The sequence below is a fragment of the Streptomyces sp. CNB091 genome, assembly GCF_000377965.1.
In genome coordinates this window covers 73547-93008 of record NZ_KB898993.1, presented here as the reverse complement: position 1 = coordinate 93008, position 19462 = coordinate 73547, and the positions used below count along the sequence as shown (strand labels likewise).

At 71.7% G+C, this 19462-nt stretch carries 17 protein-coding genes and 2 pseudogenes; 9 read left to right on the top strand and 10 right to left on the bottom strand.

All coding sequences use genetic code 11. The features are described 5' to 3' along the window. Positions 1-60: 60 nt before the first annotated feature. Positions 61-2190: a glycogen debranching protein GlgX gene (glgX, locus tag D581_RS0108615; protein ID WP_026290335.1), complete on the bottom strand. Its 2130-nt coding sequence runs from the start codon at positions 2188-2190 to the stop codon at positions 61-63. 395 nt (positions 2191-2585) lie between these two features. On the opposite strand from glgX, the gene D581_RS0108610 reads away from it, so the two are divergent. Together D581_RS0108610 and D581_RS0108605 are read left to right on the top strand one after the other, a co-directional pair. After that, entirely contained in the window at positions 2586-3821 is a 1236-nt protein-coding gene (locus D581_RS0108610; protein WP_026290334.1) for an SAV2148 family HEPN domain-containing protein, read from the top strand. Positions 3822-3989: 168 nt separating this feature from the next. Beyond that, positions 3990-4700 (top strand): 3'-5' exonuclease, encoded by a 711-nt coding sequence (locus D581_RS0108605; protein WP_018956835.1) that lies wholly within the window; start codon positions 3990-3992, stop codon positions 4698-4700. Between the two features lie 47 nt (positions 4701-4747). On the opposite strand, the gene D581_RS0108600 is transcribed toward D581_RS0108605, so the two are convergent. The 5 genes and pseudogenes from D581_RS0108600 to D581_RS0108585 form a co-directional block, all read right to left on the bottom strand. Continuing rightward, positions 4748-5101, bottom strand: coding sequence for a DUF4333 domain-containing protein (locus D581_RS0108600; protein WP_018956834.1), 354 nt, complete (start codon positions 5099-5101; stop codon positions 4748-4750). Positions 5102-5191: 90 nt separating this feature from the next. Continuing rightward, positions 5192-6298: a GntT/GntP/DsdX family permease gene (locus tag D581_RS1000000138540; protein ID WP_018956833.1), complete on the bottom strand. Its 1107-nt coding sequence runs from the start codon at positions 6296-6298 to the stop codon at positions 5192-5194. A 70-nt stretch (positions 6299-6368) separates the two neighbouring features. Beyond that, positions 6369-6620: pseudogene (locus D581_RS1000000142005) on the bottom strand (GntT/GntP/DsdX family permease); the annotation flags it as partial. 172 nt (positions 6621-6792) lie between these two features. Next, on the bottom strand, positions 6793-7887 hold the full coding sequence (locus D581_RS0108590; protein WP_158688587.1) for a sugar diacid recognition domain-containing protein: 1095 nt from the start codon (positions 7885-7887) through the stop codon (positions 6793-6795). A gap of 136 nt (positions 7888-8023) precedes the next feature. Continuing rightward, on the bottom strand, positions 8024-8890 hold the full coding sequence (locus D581_RS0108585; RefSeq protein WP_018956830.1) for a phosphotransferase enzyme family protein: 867 nt from the start codon (positions 8888-8890) through the stop codon (positions 8024-8026). A 142-nt stretch (positions 8891-9032) separates the two neighbouring features. On the opposite strand from D581_RS0108585, the gene D581_RS0108580 reads away from it, so the two are divergent. The 7 genes and pseudogenes from D581_RS0108580 to D581_RS0108550 all read left to right on the top strand — a co-directional run bounded on the left by D581_RS0108580 (position 9033) and on the right by D581_RS0108550 (position 16441). Then, positions 9033-10046 (top strand): carbohydrate ABC transporter permease, encoded by a 1014-nt coding sequence (locus tag D581_RS0108580; protein ID WP_026290333.1) that lies wholly within the window; start codon positions 9033-9035, stop codon positions 10044-10046. Beyond that, entirely contained in the window at positions 10043-10972 is a 930-nt protein-coding gene (locus D581_RS0108575) for a carbohydrate ABC transporter permease (RefSeq protein ID WP_486585819.1), read from the top strand. Before D581_RS0108580 ends, D581_RS0108575 begins: the two co-directional genes overlap by 4 nt. After that, positions 10972-12270 carry an ABC transporter substrate-binding protein gene (locus D581_RS0108570; protein WP_018956827.1) on the top strand — a complete coding sequence of 433 codons (1299 nt, stop codon included), beginning with the start codon at positions 10972-10974 and terminating at the stop codon, positions 12268-12270. The genes D581_RS0108575 and D581_RS0108570 overlap by 1 nt, the downstream gene beginning before the upstream one ends. A 19-nt stretch (positions 12271-12289) precedes the next feature. Next, a pseudogene (gene mgt, locus D581_RS0108565) lies at positions 12290-13526 on the top strand (macrolide-inactivating glycosyltransferase). 566 nt (positions 13527-14092) lie between these two features. Continuing rightward, entirely contained in the window at positions 14093-15295 is a 1203-nt protein-coding gene (locus D581_RS0108560; RefSeq protein ID WP_018956825.1) for a S8 family peptidase, read from the top strand. Positions 15296-15492: 197 nt separating this feature from the next. Further along, complete coding sequence (locus D581_RS0108555) at positions 15493-16041, top strand: DUF1697 domain-containing protein (protein ID WP_018956824.1); 549 nt, start codon at positions 15493-15495, stop codon at positions 16039-16041. Further along, positions 16034-16441, top strand: coding sequence for a nuclear transport factor 2 family protein (locus tag D581_RS0108550; RefSeq protein ID WP_018956823.1), 408 nt, complete (start codon positions 16034-16036; stop codon positions 16439-16441). Before D581_RS0108555 ends, D581_RS0108550 begins: the two co-directional genes overlap by 8 nt. Before the next feature lie 39 nt (positions 16442-16480). Here the strand turns inward: D581_RS0108550 and D581_RS0108545 are convergent, their stop codons facing one another. The 4 genes from D581_RS0108545 to D581_RS0108530 all read right to left on the bottom strand — a co-directional run bounded on the left by D581_RS0108545 (position 16481) and on the right by D581_RS0108530 (position 19458). Next, positions 16481-16711: a DUF2283 domain-containing protein gene (locus D581_RS0108545; RefSeq protein WP_018956822.1), complete on the bottom strand. Its 231-nt coding sequence runs from the start codon at positions 16709-16711 to the stop codon at positions 16481-16483. A gap of 269 nt (positions 16712-16980) precedes the next feature. Then, positions 16981-17745, bottom strand: coding sequence for a sirohydrochlorin chelatase (locus D581_RS0108540; protein ID WP_018956821.1), 765 nt, complete (start codon positions 17743-17745; stop codon positions 16981-16983). An 8-nt stretch (positions 17746-17753) separates the two neighbouring features. Continuing rightward, positions 17754-18680, bottom strand: coding sequence for an ABC transporter permease (locus D581_RS0108535; protein WP_018956820.1), 927 nt, complete (start codon positions 18678-18680; stop codon positions 17754-17756). After that, positions 18667-19458 carry an ABC transporter ATP-binding protein gene (locus D581_RS0108530; RefSeq protein WP_018956819.1) on the bottom strand — a complete coding sequence of 264 codons (792 nt, stop codon included), beginning with the start codon at positions 19456-19458 and terminating at the stop codon, positions 18667-18669. The genes D581_RS0108535 and D581_RS0108530 overlap by 14 nt, the downstream gene beginning before the upstream one ends. Positions 19459-19462: the final 4 nt, after the last annotated feature.

The window sequence follows — 19462 nt, the reverse complement described above, 5'->3', positions numbered from 1 at the left end:
CCGGGGCGGTCCGTCTCACCCCGGGCGGAACACTCACTCCCGCTCCCGGCCTGCCAGGCCTCAGGCGGGCCGCTTCAGCACGGTCAGGCTGCGCCCGATCAGCGTGACCCGTTCGCCCTCGGCGACCTTCGGTCCCGCCCCCGGCTCCACCCCCTCCGGCCGCGCGGTGTCGACGACGACCTGCCACTGCTCCCCGTGGCCGACCGGAACGGCGAACTCCAGCGTCTCGGCGCTCGCGTTGAACATCAGCAGGAACGAGTCGTCGAAGATCCGCTCGCCGCGCGGCCCCGGCTCCGAGATCGCGTGCCCGTTCAGGAACACGGTCATCGCCTTGGCGTGGGCCGCCTGCCAGTCCCGCTGCTTCATCTCCTCGCCCTCCGGGGTGAACCAGGCGATGTCGGAGAGCTCGTCGTGGGTGCCCTCCACCGGCCGTCCGTGGAAGAAGCGGCGGCGCCGGAAGACGGGGTGGTCGCGACGGAGCCACACCATGGCCCGGGCGAACTCCAGCAGCGTCGAGGCGGGGGCGTCGGCCTTCTCGTCCGGATCGGGCCAGTGCACCCAGGCCAGCTCGTTGTCCTGGCAGTAGGCGTTGTTGTTGCCGTTCTGCGTACGGGCGAACTCGTCGCCGTGGCTCAGCATCGGCACGCCCTGCGAGAGCATCAGCGTGGCGATGAAGTTCCGCATCTGGCGGGCCCGCAGCTCCAGGACCTCCGGATCGTCGCTCTCGCCCTCCGCGCCGCAGTTCCAGGAACGGTTGTGGCTCTCGCCGTCCCGGTTGTCCTCCCCGTTGGCGTCGTTGCGCTTGTCGTTGTACGAGACGAGGTCGTGCAGGGTGAAGCCGTCGTGGCAGGTGGTGAAGTTGATCGAGGCGAGCGGGCGGCGGCCGTCGTCCTGGTAGAGGTCGGAGGAGCCGGTGAGCCGCCCGGCGAACTCCGCCAGGGTGCGCGGCTCGCCCCGCCACAGATCGCGGACCGTGTCGCGGTACTTGCCGTTCCACTCGGTCCACAGCGGCGGGAAGTTGCCCACCTGGTAGCCGCCCTCGCCGACGTCCCACGGTTCGGCGATCAGCTTCACCTGGCTGACCACCGGGTCCTGCTGCACCAGGTCGAAGAACGAGGAGAGCCGGTCCACCTCGTGGAACTGCCGGGCGAGCGTCGCCGCGAGGTCGAAGCGGAAGCCGTCCACATGCATCTCGGTCACCCAGTACCGCAGCGAGTCCATGATCATCTGGAGGACGTGCGGGGACCGCATGAGCAGGGAGTTCCCGGTGCCCGTGGTGTCCATGTAGTAGCGCTGGTCGTCGGTGAGCCGGTAGTACGAGGCGTTGTCGAGGCCGCGGAAGGAGAGCGTGGGACCGAGGTGGTTGCCCTCGGCGGTGTGGTTGTAGACGACATCGAGGATGACCTCGATCCCCGCCTGGTGGAGCGCCTTCACCGCCTGCTTGAACTCCAGCACCTGCTCGCCGCGGTCGCCCCAGGAGGCGTACGTGTTGTGCGGGGCGAAGAAGCCGATGGTGTTGTAGCCCCAGTAGTTGGCGAGCCCCATGTCCGAAAGCCGGTGATCCTGCACGAACTGGTGAACGGGCATCAGCTCGATCGCGGTGACCCCCAGTTCGGTCAGATGGGCGATCACCTCCGGGTGCGCGAGCCCCGCGTACGTACCGCGCAGCTCGGCCGGGAGGCCGGGGTGCAGCATCGTCAGGCCCTTCACATGGGCCTCGTAGATCACCGTGCGGTGGTAGTCCGTCCGGGGGCGGCGGTCGTCGCCCCAGTCGAAGTACGGGTTGACCACCACCGAGCTCATGGTGTGCGGGGCCGAGTCCAGGTCGTTGCGGGCGTCCGGCCTGCCGAACGGATAGCCGTACACCTCCTCGCCCCACTGGATCTTTCCGGCCACCGCGCGCGCGTACGGGTCCAGCAGCAGCTTCGCGGAGTTGCACCGCTGCCCGCGCTGGGGCTCGTAGGGGCCGTGCACCCGGAAGCCGTACCGCTGACCCGGCATCACCCCGGGCAGATAGGCGTGGCGCACGAAGGCGTCGGTCTCGCGCAGCTCCACCGCCGTCTCCGAACCGTCGTCGTGCAACAGGCACAGTTCGACCCGGTGGGCGGCCTCGGAGAAGACCGCGAAGTTGGTGCCGGCGCCGTCGTACGTGGCGCCGAGGGGGTAAGCGTGTCCCGGCCAGACCTGCATGATGAAGACTCTTCCCACTTCTGATCCGGGTGCGGTGGCTTTCCTCGGCCCGGTACTTCCCGAATACTCCCCGAAAACACGGTGCTCACCTAGGACGTCGCCCGGTGCGGCCGGGTCCCGTCGCCGAGCCCCGGCCGCACCGGTCAACTTCGGACACTCCTGTGCCGCCCCGGACGCGCTTCCGGGCCCCGTCACCCGGTGGGCGTCCGGTTCCCGCCCCGGGGCAGGGGCCCGAATCACTATGAATCCGCTCACTCCACCCGATCTCGCCGCAAGGAACAAGCCGTATGCGCAGGGGAGTTGAGAAAGTCGCCTGCGCATCGGGCTGCGTCGGATCGTGGTCCCGGAGTACCCTTCCTTGATCGTTGGGTGGGGGAGTGGAAGGCGGTACGCGGGTGAGCTCGGGAGGGTTCGAGCTGCCCCCAGGTGACGCAGGTCACGAGGGGGAATCGACCGATGCCCCGCCCGGGGCGGTGTCCCTCGCGCAGCCCATGGAGATCGGCGCCGAGCTGGACTGGGGCTCGGAGGCCTGGAACGAGGTGCGCACCCGGGCCCAGCGGGCCGGACGCGCCTATATCTGGCTGAATCTGGTCGAACAACGTCTGCGGGCCGTCGTCGCCGCGGTGCTCCGGCCGATCTACGAGCCGGTGCACGGCGAGGAGTGGGTGGTGGCCGCGGCCGGACCGGCCGGGCAGGAGTGGGTGCAGCGCGCCGTCGCCGTACGCGAGGTCTCGCGCCGCAAGGGCTATCTGCTGGACCCGGCCGACGACAACGTCCTCAGCTTCCTGACGCTGCCGCAGCTGCGTGAGCTGGTGGTCCAGCACTGGCCCTGTTTCGAGCCGTACTTCGACGACCGGCGGGACGTCGAGCTGGCCCTGGACGAGCTGGAGGTCGCGCGCAACGTCGTCTCCCGCAACCGCGCGCTGAACGAAGCGGTCCTCGCCCAGGCGGAGCGCGCCTCCGCCCGGCTCCTGGACATCCTCGGCAGCGGGGCGGGGGTGCCCTCCGCGGACCGGCTGCCGGTCGACGCGGTGGAGGAGCTGGTCGGCGACCGGTACGCGGACGTGGTCTCCGTCCACCCCGACCGGGTCCGGCTCCAGCGCCAGCTGCCTGCCGAGGACCTCTTCGGCGGGGCACGGCGGCTCGACGCCATCGGCATAGGGCTCAACCTGCTCGTCCAGAACTTCTCCGGCCGCCGGCTCGTCCGGCTCGCCGAATCGGGCTGCCGGGTCCGGCTGCTGTTCATCAACCCGGCCAGCAGCGCGGTGCGCCGCCGGGAGCGGGAACTCGGCCTCAAGAAGGGCGAGCTGAGCCGCTCGGTGGAGATGAACATCCTGCACATGCGCCGGGTGCGCTCCAAGCTCCGCGACCCGGGCGCGTTCGAGATCCAGGTCTTCGACGAGACCCCGCGCTTCACCGCCTACCTGGTGGACGGCGACGGCCCGGACGCCGTGGGCGTCGTCCAGCCCTATCTGCGGCGGGCCCGGGGCATGGAGGCGCCCGTCCTGGTGCTGCGCGGCGGGGGCCGGCGGACGGTGGTGCGGGCGGGGCAGGACAGCGAGCACGGCCTGTTCGAGACGTACCGCGAGGAGTTCGAATCGGTCTGGACGGACTCCCGGCCGGTCTCCTGAGCCGGCGGGCCCGCCCTTGCTCTCCTCACCGGCCGGCCCGGTCTCCTCGCGGGCACGCCCGGACTTCTGACGGGCCGTGGCCGCCCGCGGCCCTCCCCGGGGCGCTGTCAGTGGCCCGTGCGAAGGTGGTCAGCACATGGGGGAGCGCACCACGAAGGAGGTATCGGGATGAGCTGGCACCGGGGAACACTGGTCGGCTTCGACCTGGAGACGACGGGGACCGACGTCGAGAACGACCGCATCGTCACCGCCGCACTGGTCCGGCTGGACGCGGACGGGACGGTCGCCGAGCAGCGGACCTGGCTGCTCGACCCGGGGGTGGCGATACCCGAACAGGCCTCCGCGATCCACGGTATCGGCACCGACCACGCCCGCAGGCACGGGTCGCGGGCCGCACCGGCGGTCGAGGAGATCGCCCACGCGGTCGCCGAGGTGCTGCGCTCGGGCGTCCCGCTGGTGGTGATGAACGCCCGCTACGACCTCTCGCTGCTGGACCGCGAGTGCCGCAGGCACGGGCTGCCGTCGGTCGACGAGCGGGTCGGCGGAGCGCCCTCGCCCGTCATCGACCCGCTGGTGATCGACAAGCACGTCGACAAGTACCGCAGGGGCAAGCGGGCCCTCCAAGCACTCTGCGACCACTACGGGGTCACGCTCGACGGAGCCCACGAGGCGAGCGCCGACGCGGTGGCCGCCGTACGCGTGGTGCGCCGGATGGGAGAGCGGCACCGCCCCGTCGGCACCCTGCCGCCCGCCGAACTGCACGCCCTTCAGATCCGGGCGGCCGCCGAGCAGTCGGCCTCGCTCCAGGCCTACCTGCGCCGCTCGGACCCGACGGCCGTGGTCGAGGCGTCCTGGCCGGTGATCCCGCGCAGCCGGTGATTCCGCGCAGCCGCTGAGCCGGGGCGGGCGGGACGGAAGCCCCCGCGTCAGTTCGCGGCGGGGGAGGCCTTGTCGTCCGCCTCGATGTCGAAGTTGATCTGATCGCCGTCGACCGAGGTGACGGTGGCCGTCACGCCCAGGGTGCTGCCGTCGCCCGCCGTGAGGGTGCAGCGGGTCTCGGTGCCGACCTTCCCGGCGAGGTCCTCGGGGCACGTGACGTCCGGTTCCGGCTGGCCCGTCGTCTCGGCGAGCTTCTTCGCGACCGTGGCGGACAGCTTGTCCTTGGACAGCTTCGACTCGGAACTCCCCACACTGGCCGAGGCCGAGCAGCCGACGAGCAGCGCTCCGGCGGCCAGGGCCGAGAGGCTCCACGTCACTGCGGTCGAGCGGGCCATGGGCATGGGAAGGCTCCGTTTCGCAAGGTGCGGGACAGTCGGCGGAAGCATACGTGGCACCGTGCGGCCGGCAGGCCGCCGGAGGGCGTCGGCCGTTCAGAGCAGCACGGCGCCGAGCACGAGTACGGCGGCCAGCGCGCTGAGGCCCTGGACCAGGGTGGCCGCCGTGTGCGCCCGGTACGCGGTCTTGACGTCCATTCCGGAGAACTGGGTGACGACCCAGAAGTACGAGTCGTTGACATGGCTCACCACCATGGCGCCGGCGCCGATCGCCAGCACCGCCATCACCTGGCCGATGGGGATCGAGCCGAGCGTTCCGTCCAGGCCCAGCGTGGGCAGCAGCGGGTGGGCGAGGGTGGAGGTGATGATGAGCGCGGCGGTGCTGCTGCCCTGCGCGGTCTTGAGAAGCGCCGCGATCCCGAACAGCACCAGGAGGGCGGTCACTCCCCTCAGCGCCGAGCCGTCCCCGATGAGGGTGCCGATGTAGTCGGCCAGCGGCGTCCCCTTGATCACCGCGCCGAACGCGCCGCCCGCCCCCGTGATGACGAGAATCGGCGCCGCGTCGACCAGGCCCTCGGCGACCCAGGTGGTGAGCGCCTTGGCGTCCCGCCGCGGCGGGAGCAGCGCGAGTGCCAGGACGACACCGATCAGCAGGGCGTTCACCGGGGAGCCCAGGTCCGTGAGCAGGGCTCCGAGGGCGCCGTCGACGAGCGTGGAGTCACCTGAGGGGAAGGCCGCGACCGAGCCGGTGGCCATCAGGACGATCGGGACGAGGATCGGAGCCAGCGCCCGGCCGAGCCCCGGAAGCCGCTCGAACTGCTCCTTGTACTCCTCGAAGGACTCCTCGACGTCGGGCAGCGAACTCCGCAGGTCCTGAGTACGACGCAGCGCCCAGACCAGTCCGGCCAGCGCGGCGACCAACGAGACCGGGATGCTGAAGAGGATGACCCACACCAGTCCGTCCGACCCGATGCCCACGTTCCCCGCCGCGGCGATGGGACCCGGTGTGGGCGGTACGAAGGTGTGCGACGCGTACAGGCCGGTGGCCAGCGCCGTGCCCAGGACGACCGGGTTCTTGCCGGTCCTGCGGGCGATCGACCGCTGGAGCGGGGACAGCACCACGTAGCCGGAGTCGCAGAACACGGGAATGGAGACGACCCAGCCCATGACCGACATGGCGAGCGCCGGATGCCGTTTGCCCACGACCTTTGAGCACGGCCTCGGCGAGGGTGACCGCCGCACCCGTGCGCTCCAGGACCTTGCCGATGATCGTCCCGAACAGAATCACCAGGCCGATACTGGCCAGAATGGAGCCGAACCCCTCGGCGATGGTGGCTCCGAGGTCGTCGACGAAGGGTTTGTCCGCCCCGGTCGCCGCCCCGATGCCCATCGCCGCGAGGCCGAAGCCGTACGTGGCGATGACGATGGCCAGGAAGGGGTGCAGCCGGAACCGGCCGCACAGAACGATGATCAAGACGATGCTTATCGCGAGGGCGACGAGCAGGGACGGTCCTGCGGTGCTCATGGGACTCCTTGGGTGGAAACCGGAACACTCGGGAAACGAACGGTCCGTGAGAGCACTGTAGGAATCGCCCCACCCGCGGGACATCGGCTCGGCAGACGAAGTTCCCCCGGTCCTGGCCGGGCGTCTCTGTGCATGTGCACAAGCGCCCGCGGAAGGAACCTCGCCATCCCGGTCACTCCGGCTCGGACAGCTCCTGCAGGTGCAGTGCGACCTGGAGGACCACCGCGTCCTGGAAGGCGCGCGGGTCGCGGCCGGTGAGGTGCTCCACGCGTCCGAGGCGGTAGGCCAGGGTGTTGCGGTGGACGTTCAGAGCGGTCGCCGCGTCGCCCACGTTCCGGTCGTGCGTGAAGTACACCCGCAGGGTGTGGCGCAGCTCCTCGGGCAGCGCGCCCACGATGCGTGCCGCCGCACCGCGCCGGGTCCCGGGGTCGAGCCTGGCGAGGAGGACCGGCAGCTCCAGACTCGACAGGTGCACCACACCGCGCAGCCGCCGCCGCAGCGCGAACCCGGCCTGCGCGGCCCGTTCGAGGAGCGTCGGGAAGTCATCGGCGCGCCCCGCGTCCAGGCATCCGATGTCGCTCTCCGCCCGGCACAGCAGCGAGATCCGGTGCCGCAGCCCGACTCCGGCGGACCCGCCGGCCACCACCCACAGGACACCGTTCGTGTCCGGCGCGATGATGGTGGCGGCCTCGTCCGCCTCCAGCCGGCGGTACCGCTCCGCGGGGTCCTCCGGATCGCCCAGGGGGCCGCGGCCGGGCCGTCCCGTCACGCCGTCGATCACGAACAGGTGGTACGGAGGCTCCACCCGGCAGCCCGCGAGCTGCTGCCGCTGCCGCCAGCCCGCCCCGGTCAGACCTCCGGTGCGCAGGTCCTCGATCAGCTGCAACCGCACGCGGTGGCGCCAGCCGGCCTCTCCGAGAAACGCCTGCTGGGCGACCATGAGCTCGGCCATCCTCGCGATGGCCCGGGCGATCTCGCCCACACGCGCGGGGTCGCCGCTCACACCGACGACGCCCACGATCTCGTCGCCGAGCCGCAACGGCAGATTGACTCCGGCGAGCGTCCCCGTCAGGGCGTGGGCCTCTTCGCTGGTGACGGCGAACAGCCGCCCCGTCCGCAGCACACGCAGCGCGCCCTCGTGGAGGCCGCCCACCCTGGACCGGTCGCTGCTGGCGATGATGATGCCGTGATCGTCCATGACGTTCACCCGGACGCCGAGCCGATCGACGATGTCGCCCACGATGGCCTGAGCCGCGACGCCGTCCATCATCCGATCCTCCCGTCGCCGACCCGACCGGAACCGGAGCCGGTACCGGAACCGGAACCGGTACTGGACCCGGTACTGGAGCCTGAACCGAAACCGTTACTGGAACCCGAACCGGAACCACGGGAGTCGTCGAGCGCTAGAACGGATACCACCGAACCGCCGCGTCCCCCTCGCGCAGCGATGCCACCCGGCGGCGGAATTCGGCGAGCGCCTTCGGGTTGGCCGGGGCGTGCTGGGAGACCCAGGCGCAGCTGGCCGTCTCCCGGGCGCCGCGCAGCACCGCGCACCCCTCCCACTCCCGGACGTCCCAGCCGTACGCGGAGGTGAAGGCGTCGTAGGCGGCGGGGTCGAGGCCGTAGCGGTCGCGGGAGAGGGCGAGAACGACCAGGTCGTGCTCGCGCAGATCGGCGGAGAACGTCTCCAGGTCGACCAGGACCGGGCCGTCGGGCCCGACGTGGACGTTGCGCGGGAGCGCGTCGCCGTGGATCGGTCCCGGCGGCAGATGCGGAACGAGCGCGGCGGCCGCGGCCGCGAAGCCGTCGCGGCGCTCGCGGAGGTAGTCGGCGTCCGCCGGGTCGATCGCCTCTCCCGCCAGGCTCAGCCAGCGCTCCACCCCGCCCAGCAGCTCGCGGCGCGGCAGGGTGAAGCCGGCCGGGGCGGGCAGCGCGTGCACCAGGGAGAGCAGCGGTGCGAGGTCGCGCGGCTCGGCGGGGCGTACGGGGTCGGGAAGCCGGTGCCACAGCGTCACGGGGTGGCCCTCGACCAGGCGCGGCCCCCGCTCGGCCGCGCGGACGGCCGGGACGCCGGACGCGGCGAGCCAGTCGGCGAGGGCCACCTCCCGTTCCGCCCGCTCGCGCAGCTCGGGGTGGCCGGTGGCGTCCCGGCCGACCTTGATCACCAGGTCGCCGGCGGCGAAGACCGCGTTCTCGCCCAGCGCGAGCAGCTCCGCCGCGCCGGGAACGCCGGCGGCCGTCAGCACCTCGCGCGCTCGCATCTCGTCCATGGGTGCGATTTTGCATCCCCGCAGGCCACCTTGACGAACCGATGCCCCGTCAGCACGATGACGGAGGCCTCCCGGGCAGGAGGAACGGGATGAAGTCCGTCTCAGGCGCATCTGGGAGATACGGGGCAAAGGGGTCTACTTCGTGACATCGGTGACCGCGGCGAAGCGGCCCGGACCTGACGACCCGCACAGCGGGCGCGACGGACCGGACGGGCAGGGCGGGCGGGGCGGACGTGCGGGGGGCTCCGGCCGTCCGGGAAGGCCGGGCCGTCCGGAACGCAAGGCGTTCGGGGACCGGGCCGCCTGGTTCCTGGTGCTGCCCGCGCTCATCCCGATCCTGCTCCTCAGCGTCGGACCGCTGCTCTACGGCCTCGCTCTCGCCTTCACCGACGCGCAGTCCGGCCGCACCCGCTCCACCCAGTGGATCGGCACCCTGAATTTCCAGGACCTGCTGCACGACACCCTGTTCTGGGACTCGTTCCGGATCGGCCTGCTCTGGGCGGTCGGCGTGACCGTCCCGCAGTTCCTCCTGGCGCTCGGCCTCGCCCTGCTGCTCAACCAGAACCTGCGGATGCGCTGGCTGGCCCGGGCGCTGGCGATCATCCCCTGGGCGATGCCCGAGGTCGTCGTCGGCATCATGTGGCGGCTCGTCTACAACCCGGACGCCGGCATCCTCAACGAGACCGTCCGCGACCTCGGACTCGGCGACGGCCGGGACTGGCTGACCGGCCTCGCCACCGCGCTGCCCGCCGTGATCCTCGTCGGCATCTGGGCGGGCATGCCCCAGACCACCGTGGCCCTGCTCGCCGGACTCCAGAACACCCCGCGCGAACTCCACGAGGCGGCCGCCCTGGACGGAGCGGGCGCGTGGCGCCGTTTCCGTACCGTCACCTGGCCCGCGCTGAAACCGATCGCGCTCGCGATCTCCGCGCTCAACCTGATCTGGAACTTCAACTCCTTCGCCCTGGTCTACGTCCTGACCAGCGGCGGACCCGGCGGCCGGACCCGGCTGCCGATGCTCTTCGCCTACGAGGAGGCCTTCCGGTACGGGCAGTTCGGGTACGCCGCGGCGATGGGCTTCGTGATGGTCGCGGTGATCTCCGTGCTCCTCGCCTTCCACCTCGTCGGCCGGCTCAGGGGAGGCGAGGACCGATGAGGCGCGGACCGGCGGGGCGCGGACCGGTGGGACGGAAGCCGGCGGGGGCCGGGCTCGCGAGGCGTGGACCGGCGGGGCGGGAGTCGACCGGGCTGCGCACCAGCGCGCCCGGGCGGGCCGCTCAGTACCTGGCGCTCCTGGCGTACCTGGTCTTCCTCGCGTTCCCGTTCGTGTGGCTGATCTCGACCGCCTTCAAACCCGCCCGCGAACTGGGCTCGCTCCACCCCACCTGGGTCCCCGAGCAGCCCACCCTGGACAACTTCCGGCAGGCCTTCGACGAGCAGCCGCTGCTCCAGGCCGCCGCCAACTCCCTGATCGCCGCCGTCGGCGCGGCCGTGATCGCCGTCGTGATCGCCACCCCGATGGCCTATGTGATGGCCCGCCACCGGGGCCGGCTCGCCACCGCCGCGACCGGCTGGGTGGTCGTCAGCCAGGCGTTCCCGTTCGTCCTGGTGATCATCCCGCTCTTCCTGATCCTGAAGAACCTGCACCTGATCAACACCCTGTGGGGGCTGATCATGGTCTACGTCGTCTGGTCGCTGCCCTTCGCGCTCTGGATGCTCGCCGGATACGTACGGGCCGTGCCGACCGAGCTGGAGGAGGCCGCCGCCGTCGACGGGGCGGGCCGCGTACGGACGCTCGTCTCGGTCGTGGCCCCGCTGCTCGCCCCGGGGATCGTCGCCACCGCGCTGTTCGCGTTCATCACCGCATGGAACGAGTTCTTCTTCGCGCTCGTCCTGCTCAAGACCCCGGAGAAGCAGACCTTGCCGGTCGTCCTCACCCACTTCCTCGGCGCGGAGGGCGTGGCCGACCTCGGCCCCCTCGCCGCGGCCGCCTTCCTCGCCACACTCCCCTCCCTCGTCCTCTTCGCCTTCATCCAGCGGCGGATCACCGGCGGGATGACGGCCGGGGCGGTGAAGAACTGATGCGCGCCGCGGCCCGGCGGGCGGCGACCGCCGTAGCCGTACTGGCCCTGCTGCTCACCGGCTGCTCCGGCGACGGCGACGACGGGCGGGACGCGGACGGCACGATCCGGCTCCGGTTCCAGTCGCTGGCCTGGCAGAAGGAGTCCGTCGACGCCAACAGGCAACTGGTGAAGGAGTGGAACGCGGCCCATCCCGATGTCCAGGTGGACTACGTCCAGGGCAGCTGGGACAGCGTCCACGACCAGCTGCTCACCTCCTTCGAGGGCGGCGAGGCCCCCGACGTCATCCACGACGCCTCCGACGACCTGGCCGACTTCGCGTACGGGGGCTACCTCGCCGACCTGCGCCCCCTTCTCCCCGACCGGCTCAAGGCCGACATCCCCGAACAGTCCTGGCGCACCACCACGTTCGGCGAGGGCGTGTACGGGGTGCCTTTCCTCCAGGAGCCCCGGGTGCTGATCGCCAACACGAAGCTGCTGAAGGACTCGGGCGCGCGCGTCCCGACCCCGGAGCGCCCCTGGAGCTGGAAGGAGTTCCGGCAGGTCACCGACGAGCTGACGGGCAAAGGGCGGTACGGGGTCGCCTGGCCGCTGAAAGAGCCGGTCTCCGTCACACTCAACCTGGGCCTGTCCGGCGGCGGACAGCTCTTCCACCGCGACGACGACGGCAAGGCGGTCCTGCGCTTCGAGCCGGGCGACGGCGTGGTGACCGGCACCATCCGTGACCAGGTCAACACCGACGGGAGCGCGGCCCGCGGCGCGCTGGGCATGGGCGGGTCGGACGCGCTGCCCGGGTTCTTCGGCGGCAAGTACGCGATGCTCCCGCTCGGCTTCTCCTACCGCCAGCAGATCATCCAGCAGGCACCCGAGGGGTTCGACTGGACGGTTCTGCCGATGCCCGCGGGCGCCGGCGGCGCGGTCCAGGGCGTGAGCCCGCAGACGCTGTCGGTCGCCGAGGAGAGCCCGCACAAGAAGGAGGCCGTCGCGTTCATCGACTTCCTGCTGCGCCCACCGAACATGGTGCGCCTCGCCCGTGGCGACTGGATGCTGCCCACCGGTACGGAGGCCCTGGCCGACCCGTCGCTGCGGGGGAGCGAGCACGGCTGGGCCGTCGGCACCGCGCTCGCGCAGGGGCTGCGCCCGGCCCCCGCCCAGTCGGTGCGCGGCTACCCCGAGTGGAAGGACAAGGTGGCCACCCCCGCCCTCCAGGAGTACTACAGCGGCGCGATCGGCACCGACGAGCTGCGGAAACGGCTGGTGGACGACGGAAACCGGGTGCTGGCCCGCTACCAGCGCTGATCCTGGTCGGGAATTCAGGTTGCACGAGACGTCTCGTCTCGCTTACGGTGTGCGGCATGACGGAATCCCCGCGTGCCCACATCGCCATGTTCTCCATCGCCGCCCACGGACATGTGAACCCGAGCCTCGACGTCATCCGCGAACTCGTCGACCGTGGACACCGCGTCAGCTACGCCATCCCGGCCTCCTTCGCCGAGAAGGTCGCCGCCACCGGCGCCCGGCCGGTGATCTACACCTCTACCCTGCCGACCGACGACGACCCCGAGGCCTGGGGCACCGAGCTGATCGACAACATCGAACCCTTCCTCGACGACGCGCTCCAGGCGCTCCCGCAGCTCGCCGAGGCCTTCGCGGGCGACGAGCCCGACCTCGTCCTGCACGACATCACCTCCTATCCCGCCCGGGTCCTCGCCCACCGATGGGGCGTCCCCGCCGTCTCCCTCTGGCCCAACCTGGTCCCCTGGGAGGGGTACGAGGAGGAGGTGGGCGAGCCGATGACCGCCGAGCTGAAGCAGACCGAGCGCGGCAAGGCGTACTACGCGCGCTTCGACGACTGGCTCGCCGAGAACGGCCTCGGCCATGTTCCCAGCGACGACTTCGTGGCCCGCCCCCGCTTCGGCATCGTGCTGATCCCCGAGGCGCTCCAGCCGAACGCGGACCGGGTGAACCGCGAGATGTACACCTTCGTCGGGGCCTGCCAGGGCGACCGCGCGGACCAGGGGGAGTGGGCCCGGCCCGCCGGGGCGGAGAAGGTGCTCCTGGTGTCGCTGGGCTCCTCGTTCACCAAGCAGCCCGCGTTCTACCGGGAGTGCGTCGAGGCCTCTCGCGGCCTGCCGGGCTGGCACGTGGTGCTCCAGATCGGCGCCCACGTCGACCCCGCCGAACTCGGAGACGTACCGGACCACGTGGAGGTACGCACCTGGGTGCCGCAGCTGGCCGTCCTCAAGCAGGCCGACGCCTTCATCACCCATGCCGGCGCGGGCGGGAGCCAGGAGGGGCTCGCCACCGGCACCCCGATGGTCGCCGTCCCCCAGGCCGTCGACCAGTTCGGCAACGCGGACATGCTCCAGTCGCTGGGGGTGGCCCGGCACCTCCCGATGGAGGAGGCCGACGCCGCGAGCCTGCGCGAGGCCGTGCTCACTCTGGTGAACGACCCCGAAGTGGCCGCCCGGTGCGAGCGGCTGAGCGAGCAGATGGCACGGGAGGGCGGCACCCCGCGGGCCGCCGACCTCATCGAGGCCGAACTGTCGCGCTGAGCGGAATCGCCTGAGCGCTATCCGGACGTTCTCCGTCCCGCCCCGACCGCCGCGACCAGCGGTTCTCCGGGGCGGGACGTCCGTGTTCCGGCTCTGTGAAGCCCCTGTCGCCCCGGATCCGGTCGGCGCATCTGCACGCACGCCCTCGCGATTTCACACCAGGGGCCGGGTGTTCACTCCTCTCGCGCACACCTTCACGGGCCTTCACGGGTCTTCACGTCCGGTCACTCCCGCCCCACAGGCCTCTGCGGCACCCCGGCGGCGGCCGGGCCATCGGTGTTCGACGCTTCAAGTGCGGCTCTGAGCAGGCGATATGCGAGACGGTGTGCTTTCGCCGGGCGGCCCCCGACCGCGCGATCCGGGCGGGCCGGATATCGGTCGGCACTCTGCGGCCGTTGTGACCAGCCATGGCTGATTTCTTATTACAGAACCTTGTTGAGCAAGTCACACCCTCATGAAGGCCTTGATCTGTGCTCGTCAATCGGTCAGGGTTTCGAGCCAGCCCCCGGAGATCTTCCGGCCGAGGGCCAATCCCCCCACAGAGTTTGACGAGGAGACCCCTCTTCATGGCCAAGCACCAGCGCACCCGTCGCACCAAGCTGACCGCCGCGATCACCGCCGTGGCGGCCGCCGCCGGAGTCACCCTTCTCGGCACCTCGTTCGCCGGAGCCGCACCGGCCCCCATGGGCACGGTCTACGGCACGGACGCCGCGACCGCCGTGTCCGGCAGCTACATCGTGATGCTGGACGAGAAGAAGGCCGACAAGTCCGAGCTCGCGAAGGAGTACGGCGGCAAGCTCAAGCGCACCTACTCCTCCAGCATCAACGGCTTCTCCGCCAGCGGCCTTTCGGAGACCGAGGCCAAGCGCCTCGCCGCCGACCCGGCCGTCGCCAAGGTGGTGCAGAACAAGAAGTTCAGCATCGACGCCACCCAGGACAACCCGCCGTCATGGGGCCTGGACCGGATCGACCAGACCGGGACCGCGGGCGACAACGCCTACACCTATCCGGACGCCGGGGGCGAGGGCGTCACCGCGTACGTCATCGACACCGGTGTCCGCGTCACCCACGAGGACTTCGAGGGCCGGGCCACCTCCGGCTTCGACGCCGTCGACAACGACGACGACGCCGACGACGGCAACGGGCACGGCACCCACGTGGCGGGCACCATAGCCGGGGCAGCGCACGGCGTCGCCAAGAAGGCGGACATCGTGGCCGTCCGCGTCCTGGACGACAACGGCTCGGGCACCACCGAGCAGGTCATCGCCGGGATCGACTGGGTCGCCGCCAACGCCAAGGGCCCGTCCGTCGCCAACATGAGCCTCGGCGGCGGCGCCGACCCCGCCCTCGACGAGGCCGTGCAGAAGGCCATCGCCGCGGGCATCACCTTCGGTGTGGCCGCCGGCAACGAGTCCAGCGACGCCGGACAGGGCTCGCCCTCCCGCGTCCCCGAGGCGATCACCGTCGCCTCGTCCACGGAGGCCGACGAGCAGTCGTCGTTCTCCAACTACGGCCCGGTCGTCGACATCTACGCCCCGGGCTCGGACATCACGTCCACCTGGAACGACAGCGACACCGGCACCAACACCATCTCCGGTACGTCCATGGCCACCCCACACGTCGTCGGCGCGGCCGCCGTCTACCTGGCGGGCAACCAGGACGCGACCCCGGAGGCCGTCGCCACGGCGCTCACCGAGGGAGCCACCCCGGACGCCATCAGCAACGCCACCGAGGGCACGGCCAACAAGCTCCTCAAGGTCGTCGAGTAGTACCCCGGTTCCGACCGGACGCCGGGCGGCGGTGGTCACACCCCCGCCGCCCGGCCCCCGCGCACAGCGGCCGCCGCGCTCTCCCCCACGGGGCGCGGCGGCTACGCCGTTTCCGGCCGGCCCCGACGATCGCCCGGGCCCACCCCGATCCGGCCAATCCGGCCGGATCCCCGCGCGAGGGCCTAGGGTGAGTGGCCATGACGACGACGTACGCGGCGCTGCTGCGGGGGATCAACGTGAGCGGCAGCAAGAGGGTCCCCATGCCCGAACTGCGCACCGTGCTCACCGAACTGGGGCACACCGGCATCGCCACCCATCTGCAGAGCGGCAACGCCGTCTTCCGGAGCGAGACCGACGACGAGGACGTGCTGGCCGCCGCCCTGGAGCGGGCCCTGCACCGGCGGTTCGGATTCGCCGTCGACTGCCTCGTCCGCGACGCCGCCTATCTCGCCGCCGTCGCCGAGGCCTGCCCCTTCCCCGCGGCCGAGCTGGAGGGCAAACAGCTCCACGTCACCTTCTTCGACCGGCCCGTGGACGCGGACCGCTTCGCGGGCCTGGAAGCCGGGGACTTCCTGCCGGAGGAGTTCCGGCTCGGCGACCGCTGTCTGTACCTGTACGCCCCCGACGGACTCGGCCGCTCCAAGCTGGCGGTCGCGCTGGGACGCCCCCGCCACGTCAAGGGCCTCACCGCCACCAGCCGCAACTGGAACACCGTGGCGAAACTCGTGGAGCTGACCCGTGGCTGAGCCGTCGCCCGCCGTGGCCGCAGCGATCGAGGGCGAGCTGCGCCTGCTGGACCCCGTGGTACGGGCCTCCGCCGAACTCCTCGCCTCGCTGCTGCACCCCGAGTTCCGGGAGATCGGCACCAGCGGCCGGCTCTGGACCAGGGAGACGATCATCGCCTCGCTCACCGCCGACGACGCCCCACGCCCCGGTCCGCTCACCGCCTCCCGCATGCGGGGGGCGCAGCTCTGCGCCGACCTGGTGCACCTCACCTTCGACACCGAGTCCAAGGGGGTCCACTCGCACCGCAGTTCCCTGTGGCGGCTGACCGCGCCGGGCTGGCGGCTCTACTTCCACCAGGCGACGCCGTTCGACGACGGCCCGCCCGGCAGCCCCCTCGACAGCCCTTTCGCCGAGGCCTGATCCCCGGGCGCGTCCCGCCGCACGGCCATGGCCGTGCCATCACCGCGTGCGCGGCTCACGGCCGGTCTTCTCCGCGCCGGCCAGCAGTTCCGGGTGCAACCGGCGTGTGGCGCTGAAAAGCTCGATACCCAGGAGCCGTCCGTGTGCGTCGTAGTCGAGTATCGCCGAGTCGTCCTCGGCGGGTACCTGCCGGACGGGTTCTCCCGGGCCGATGTCGTCGACCAGGTAGAGGTACGCCATATTCGTCGACGCGTCGTACTCGACCCGCATGGTTCGGCCCTTCCCGCTCTGCTCCGGCCCGCAGTGTCGGGCCCTGGTCCTCCGGGAGAGCCTACGACGCCGATGACCGGCAGGACATCTCCTGGTCGGCCCCGCTCGCGGGCGCGCGGCCGCCGCCCACGGCGACGGCTTCTTCGAGCTCAAGCGCGCCCGGTCCGGCGGCCTCTCCTACGACTGACCGGCCGGGGCCACCCGCGAGCCGGTCGGTCGAGGCAGGCAGGTGGGCGGGGCGATGACACCCCGGCGGCCGTTCCCGGCCCTCAGGCCGACAGCGAGGCCCGCTCCGTCACCCGCGCCTCGTCGTACCGGGCCAGCAGCAGCCGCGCCAACTCCGGTGCGGGGCCCAGCACATCGGCCAGTACGTCAGCCCCGGCCGCCTCGGCGCCCGCCGCGATGCGGTCGGGGAGCCGGCCGGGCGCGATGACGTACGGGGCCACCGCCACCCGGTGCACGCCGTCGGCGCGCAGCGCCCGTACGGCTTCCTCGGTGCTGGATATGCCACCGGGATGAACAGCGGAGGCGAACGCAGGCCGCACGGCGCACCAACCGGTGTGCCGCAGCTCCCGCGCGATTTCAGCGATCACTGCGATCGCCTCCGGGTCTGTGGATCCCGCCGAGGCCAGGACTAGCCCGGTCCGGGGGATGTCGCCGGGACGGATCCCGGCCTCCCGCAGCCGCCGCCCCAGGGTGGCGTTGAGCAGCGGCGACGGGCCGAGCACGTCGGCCTGCCGGATACGCAGCCGCGGCAGCCGGGCGCGGGCCTCGCACAGGACCGAGGGGATGTCGGTCTTGGCGTGGAACGCCCGGGTGAGTAGCAGCGGAAGGGCGACGACCTGATCCGTCCCCGCCGCCGCCAGGCGCTCCAGCACCCGGGGCACGGAAGGGGCGTTGAACTCCAGGTACGCGGTCTCCACGCGCAGCCCCGGCCGCTCGGCCCGGACCCGCTCGGTGAGCGCGTGCACGGTCGCGGCGTGCCGCGGGTCGCGGCTGCCGTGGGCGATGACGAGGAGCGTGGGGTGCGTCATGGGAGGGCTCAGTTCTTGACGAGGAGACCGCGGCTGCGCAGCACCCACCGCTCCAGCGGACTGAAGATGAGCAGGTCGATGGCGATGCCGACGAACAGGATGAGCAGGATCGAGAGGAAGATCCCGGGCATGTCGAAGTTGCTGCGGCCGTTCTCCAGCAACTGCCCGAGCCCCAGACCCAGTTCGGGGGAGGAGGCGATGATCTCGGCGGCCATCAGCGAGCGCCAGGAGAACGCCCAGCCCTGCTTGAGGCCCGCCAGATAGCCGGGCAGCGCCGCCGGGAGCACGATGTGCCAGGTCCCGCGCAGCCCGGTCGCGCCCAGCGTGCGGCCGGCCCGGAGGAACAGCGGCGGCACCTGGTCGACGCCGGAGACCAGCCCGTTGGCGATCGAGGGCACCGCGCCCAGCAGGATCACCGCGAACATCATCTGGTCGTTCAGCCCGAGCCAGATCACCGCCGGGGCCACCCACGCCACCGACGGCAGCGACTGGAGCCCGGACAGGATCGGGCCGATCGCGGCCCGGATCAGCTTCACCCGGGCGACCAGCAGCCCCAGTGGCGTACCGATGGCGACCGCGAGGAGGAAGCCGAGCAGACCGCGCGAGACGCTGGTCCAGACGACCTCCAGCAGCGTGCCCGCGAGCCACATCTCCCGCGCGCTGTTCCACACCGCGGAGGGCGGCGGCAGCTTGTAGACCTCTGTGACCTGGGCGCGGACCAACAGTTCCCAGATCACCAGGACGAGCGCCACCGCCACGACCGGCGGCAGCACCTTGCGCAGGAGGACCTCACGCACCGGGGTGCGGTTGATCTGCACGGCGTCCAGGGCGTCGAGCCCGGCCTCCAGGCCCGCCAGATCGTCGGGCTTCCCGCCGCCCGGTCCGGCTGCCCCGTCCGGCCGCTTCCGGCTCGACGTGATGTCAGTGCTGGCCATGTCGGCGGATCTCCCCACGCAGTTCTTCGGTGATCTCGACGGACAGCTCCGCGACGGCGGTGTCCTCGATACGGCGCGGCTGCTCGATGTCGACCGTCCACTCCCGGGCGATCCGGCCCGGCCGGGACGAGAGCAGCACGACGCGCTGGGCGAGCCGTACGGCCTCCCGCACGTTGTGCGTGACGAAGAGGACCGAGGCGTTCGTCTCCCGCCAGATCCGGGTCAGCTCGTCGTGCAGCACATCGCGGGTGATGGCGTCGAGCGCCGCGAACGGCTCGTCCATCAGCAGCAGTTGACTGTCCTGGGCGAGGGCGCGGGCCATCGCGACGCGCTGCCGCATACCACCGGACAGCTCGTGCACCCGCTTGCCGTACGCCCCGCCCAGGCGGACGAGTTCGAGCAGCCGCTCCGCCTCGGTGCGCCGCTCGGACTTGGGCACCCCGCGCAGCCGCAGGGCCAGTTCGATGTTCTTGCCCGCGGTCAGCCACGGGAAGAGGGCGTGCTCCTGGAACATCAGGGCCGGCCGCCCGCCGGGGGTCTCGATGGACCCCTTGGACGGGCGGTCGAGTCCGGCCACCAGATTGAGCAGCGTCGACTTTCCGCACCCGGAGGCTCCCAGGAGGGTGACGAACTCGCCCGGCGCGACATCGAGCGTGATGTCGTCCAGGACGAGCTGCTGACCGGTGGGTCCGGCGAAGGACTTCGAGACGTGCGCGAGACGGGCGGCGTGCTCGACCGTCGTACGGTCCTCGGCCTTGGTGAGGGTGGTGGTCGCCATGGTC

What these genes read in the sequence shown, in the direction of transcription:
- glgX (WP_026290335.1), bottom strand. Translation starts at nt 2,190, where the DNA reads ATGCAGGTCTGGCCGGGACACGCTTACCCCCTCGGCGCCACGTACGAC.
- D581_RS0108605 (WP_018956835.1), top strand. Translation starts at nt 3,990, where the DNA reads ATGAGCTGGCACCGGGGAACACTGGTCGGCTTCGACCTGGAGACGACG.
- D581_RS0108600 (WP_018956834.1), bottom strand. Translation starts at nt 5,101, where the DNA reads ATGCCCATGGCCCGCTCGACCGCAGTGACGTGGAGCCTCTCGGCCCTG.
- D581_RS0108590 (WP_158688587.1), bottom strand. Translation starts at nt 7,887, where the DNA reads ATGGACGGCGTCGCGGCTCAGGCCATCGTGGGCGACATCGTCGATCGG.
- D581_RS0108585 (WP_018956830.1), bottom strand. Translation starts at nt 8,890, where the DNA reads ATGGACGAGATGCGAGCGCGCGAGGTGCTGACGGCCGCCGGCGTTCCC.
- D581_RS0108575 (WP_486585819.1), top strand. Translation starts at nt 10,043, where the DNA reads ATGAGGCGCGGACCGGCGGGGCGCGGACCGGTGGGACGGAAGCCGGCG.
- D581_RS0108570 (WP_018956827.1), top strand. Translation starts at nt 10,972, where the DNA reads ATGCGCGCCGCGGCCCGGCGGGCGGCGACCGCCGTAGCCGTACTGGCC.
- D581_RS0108560 (WP_018956825.1), top strand. Translation starts at nt 14,093, where the DNA reads ATGGCCAAGCACCAGCGCACCCGTCGCACCAAGCTGACCGCCGCGATC.
- D581_RS0108555 (WP_018956824.1), top strand. Translation starts at nt 15,493, where the DNA reads ATGACGACGACGTACGCGGCGCTGCTGCGGGGGATCAACGTGAGCGGC.
- D581_RS0108545 (WP_018956822.1), bottom strand. Translation starts at nt 16,711, where the DNA reads ATGCGGGTCGAGTACGACGCGTCGACGAATATGGCGTACCTCTACCTG.
- D581_RS0108540 (WP_018956821.1), bottom strand. Translation starts at nt 17,745, where the DNA reads ATGACGCACCCCACGCTCCTCGTCATCGCCCACGGCAGCCGCGACCCG.
- D581_RS0108535 (WP_018956820.1), bottom strand. Translation starts at nt 18,680, where the DNA reads ATGGCCAGCACTGACATCACGTCGAGCCGGAAGCGGCCGGACGGGGCA.
- D581_RS0108530 (WP_018956819.1), bottom strand. Translation starts at nt 19,458, where the DNA reads ATGGCGACCACCACCCTCACCAAGGCCGAGGACCGTACGACGGTCGAG.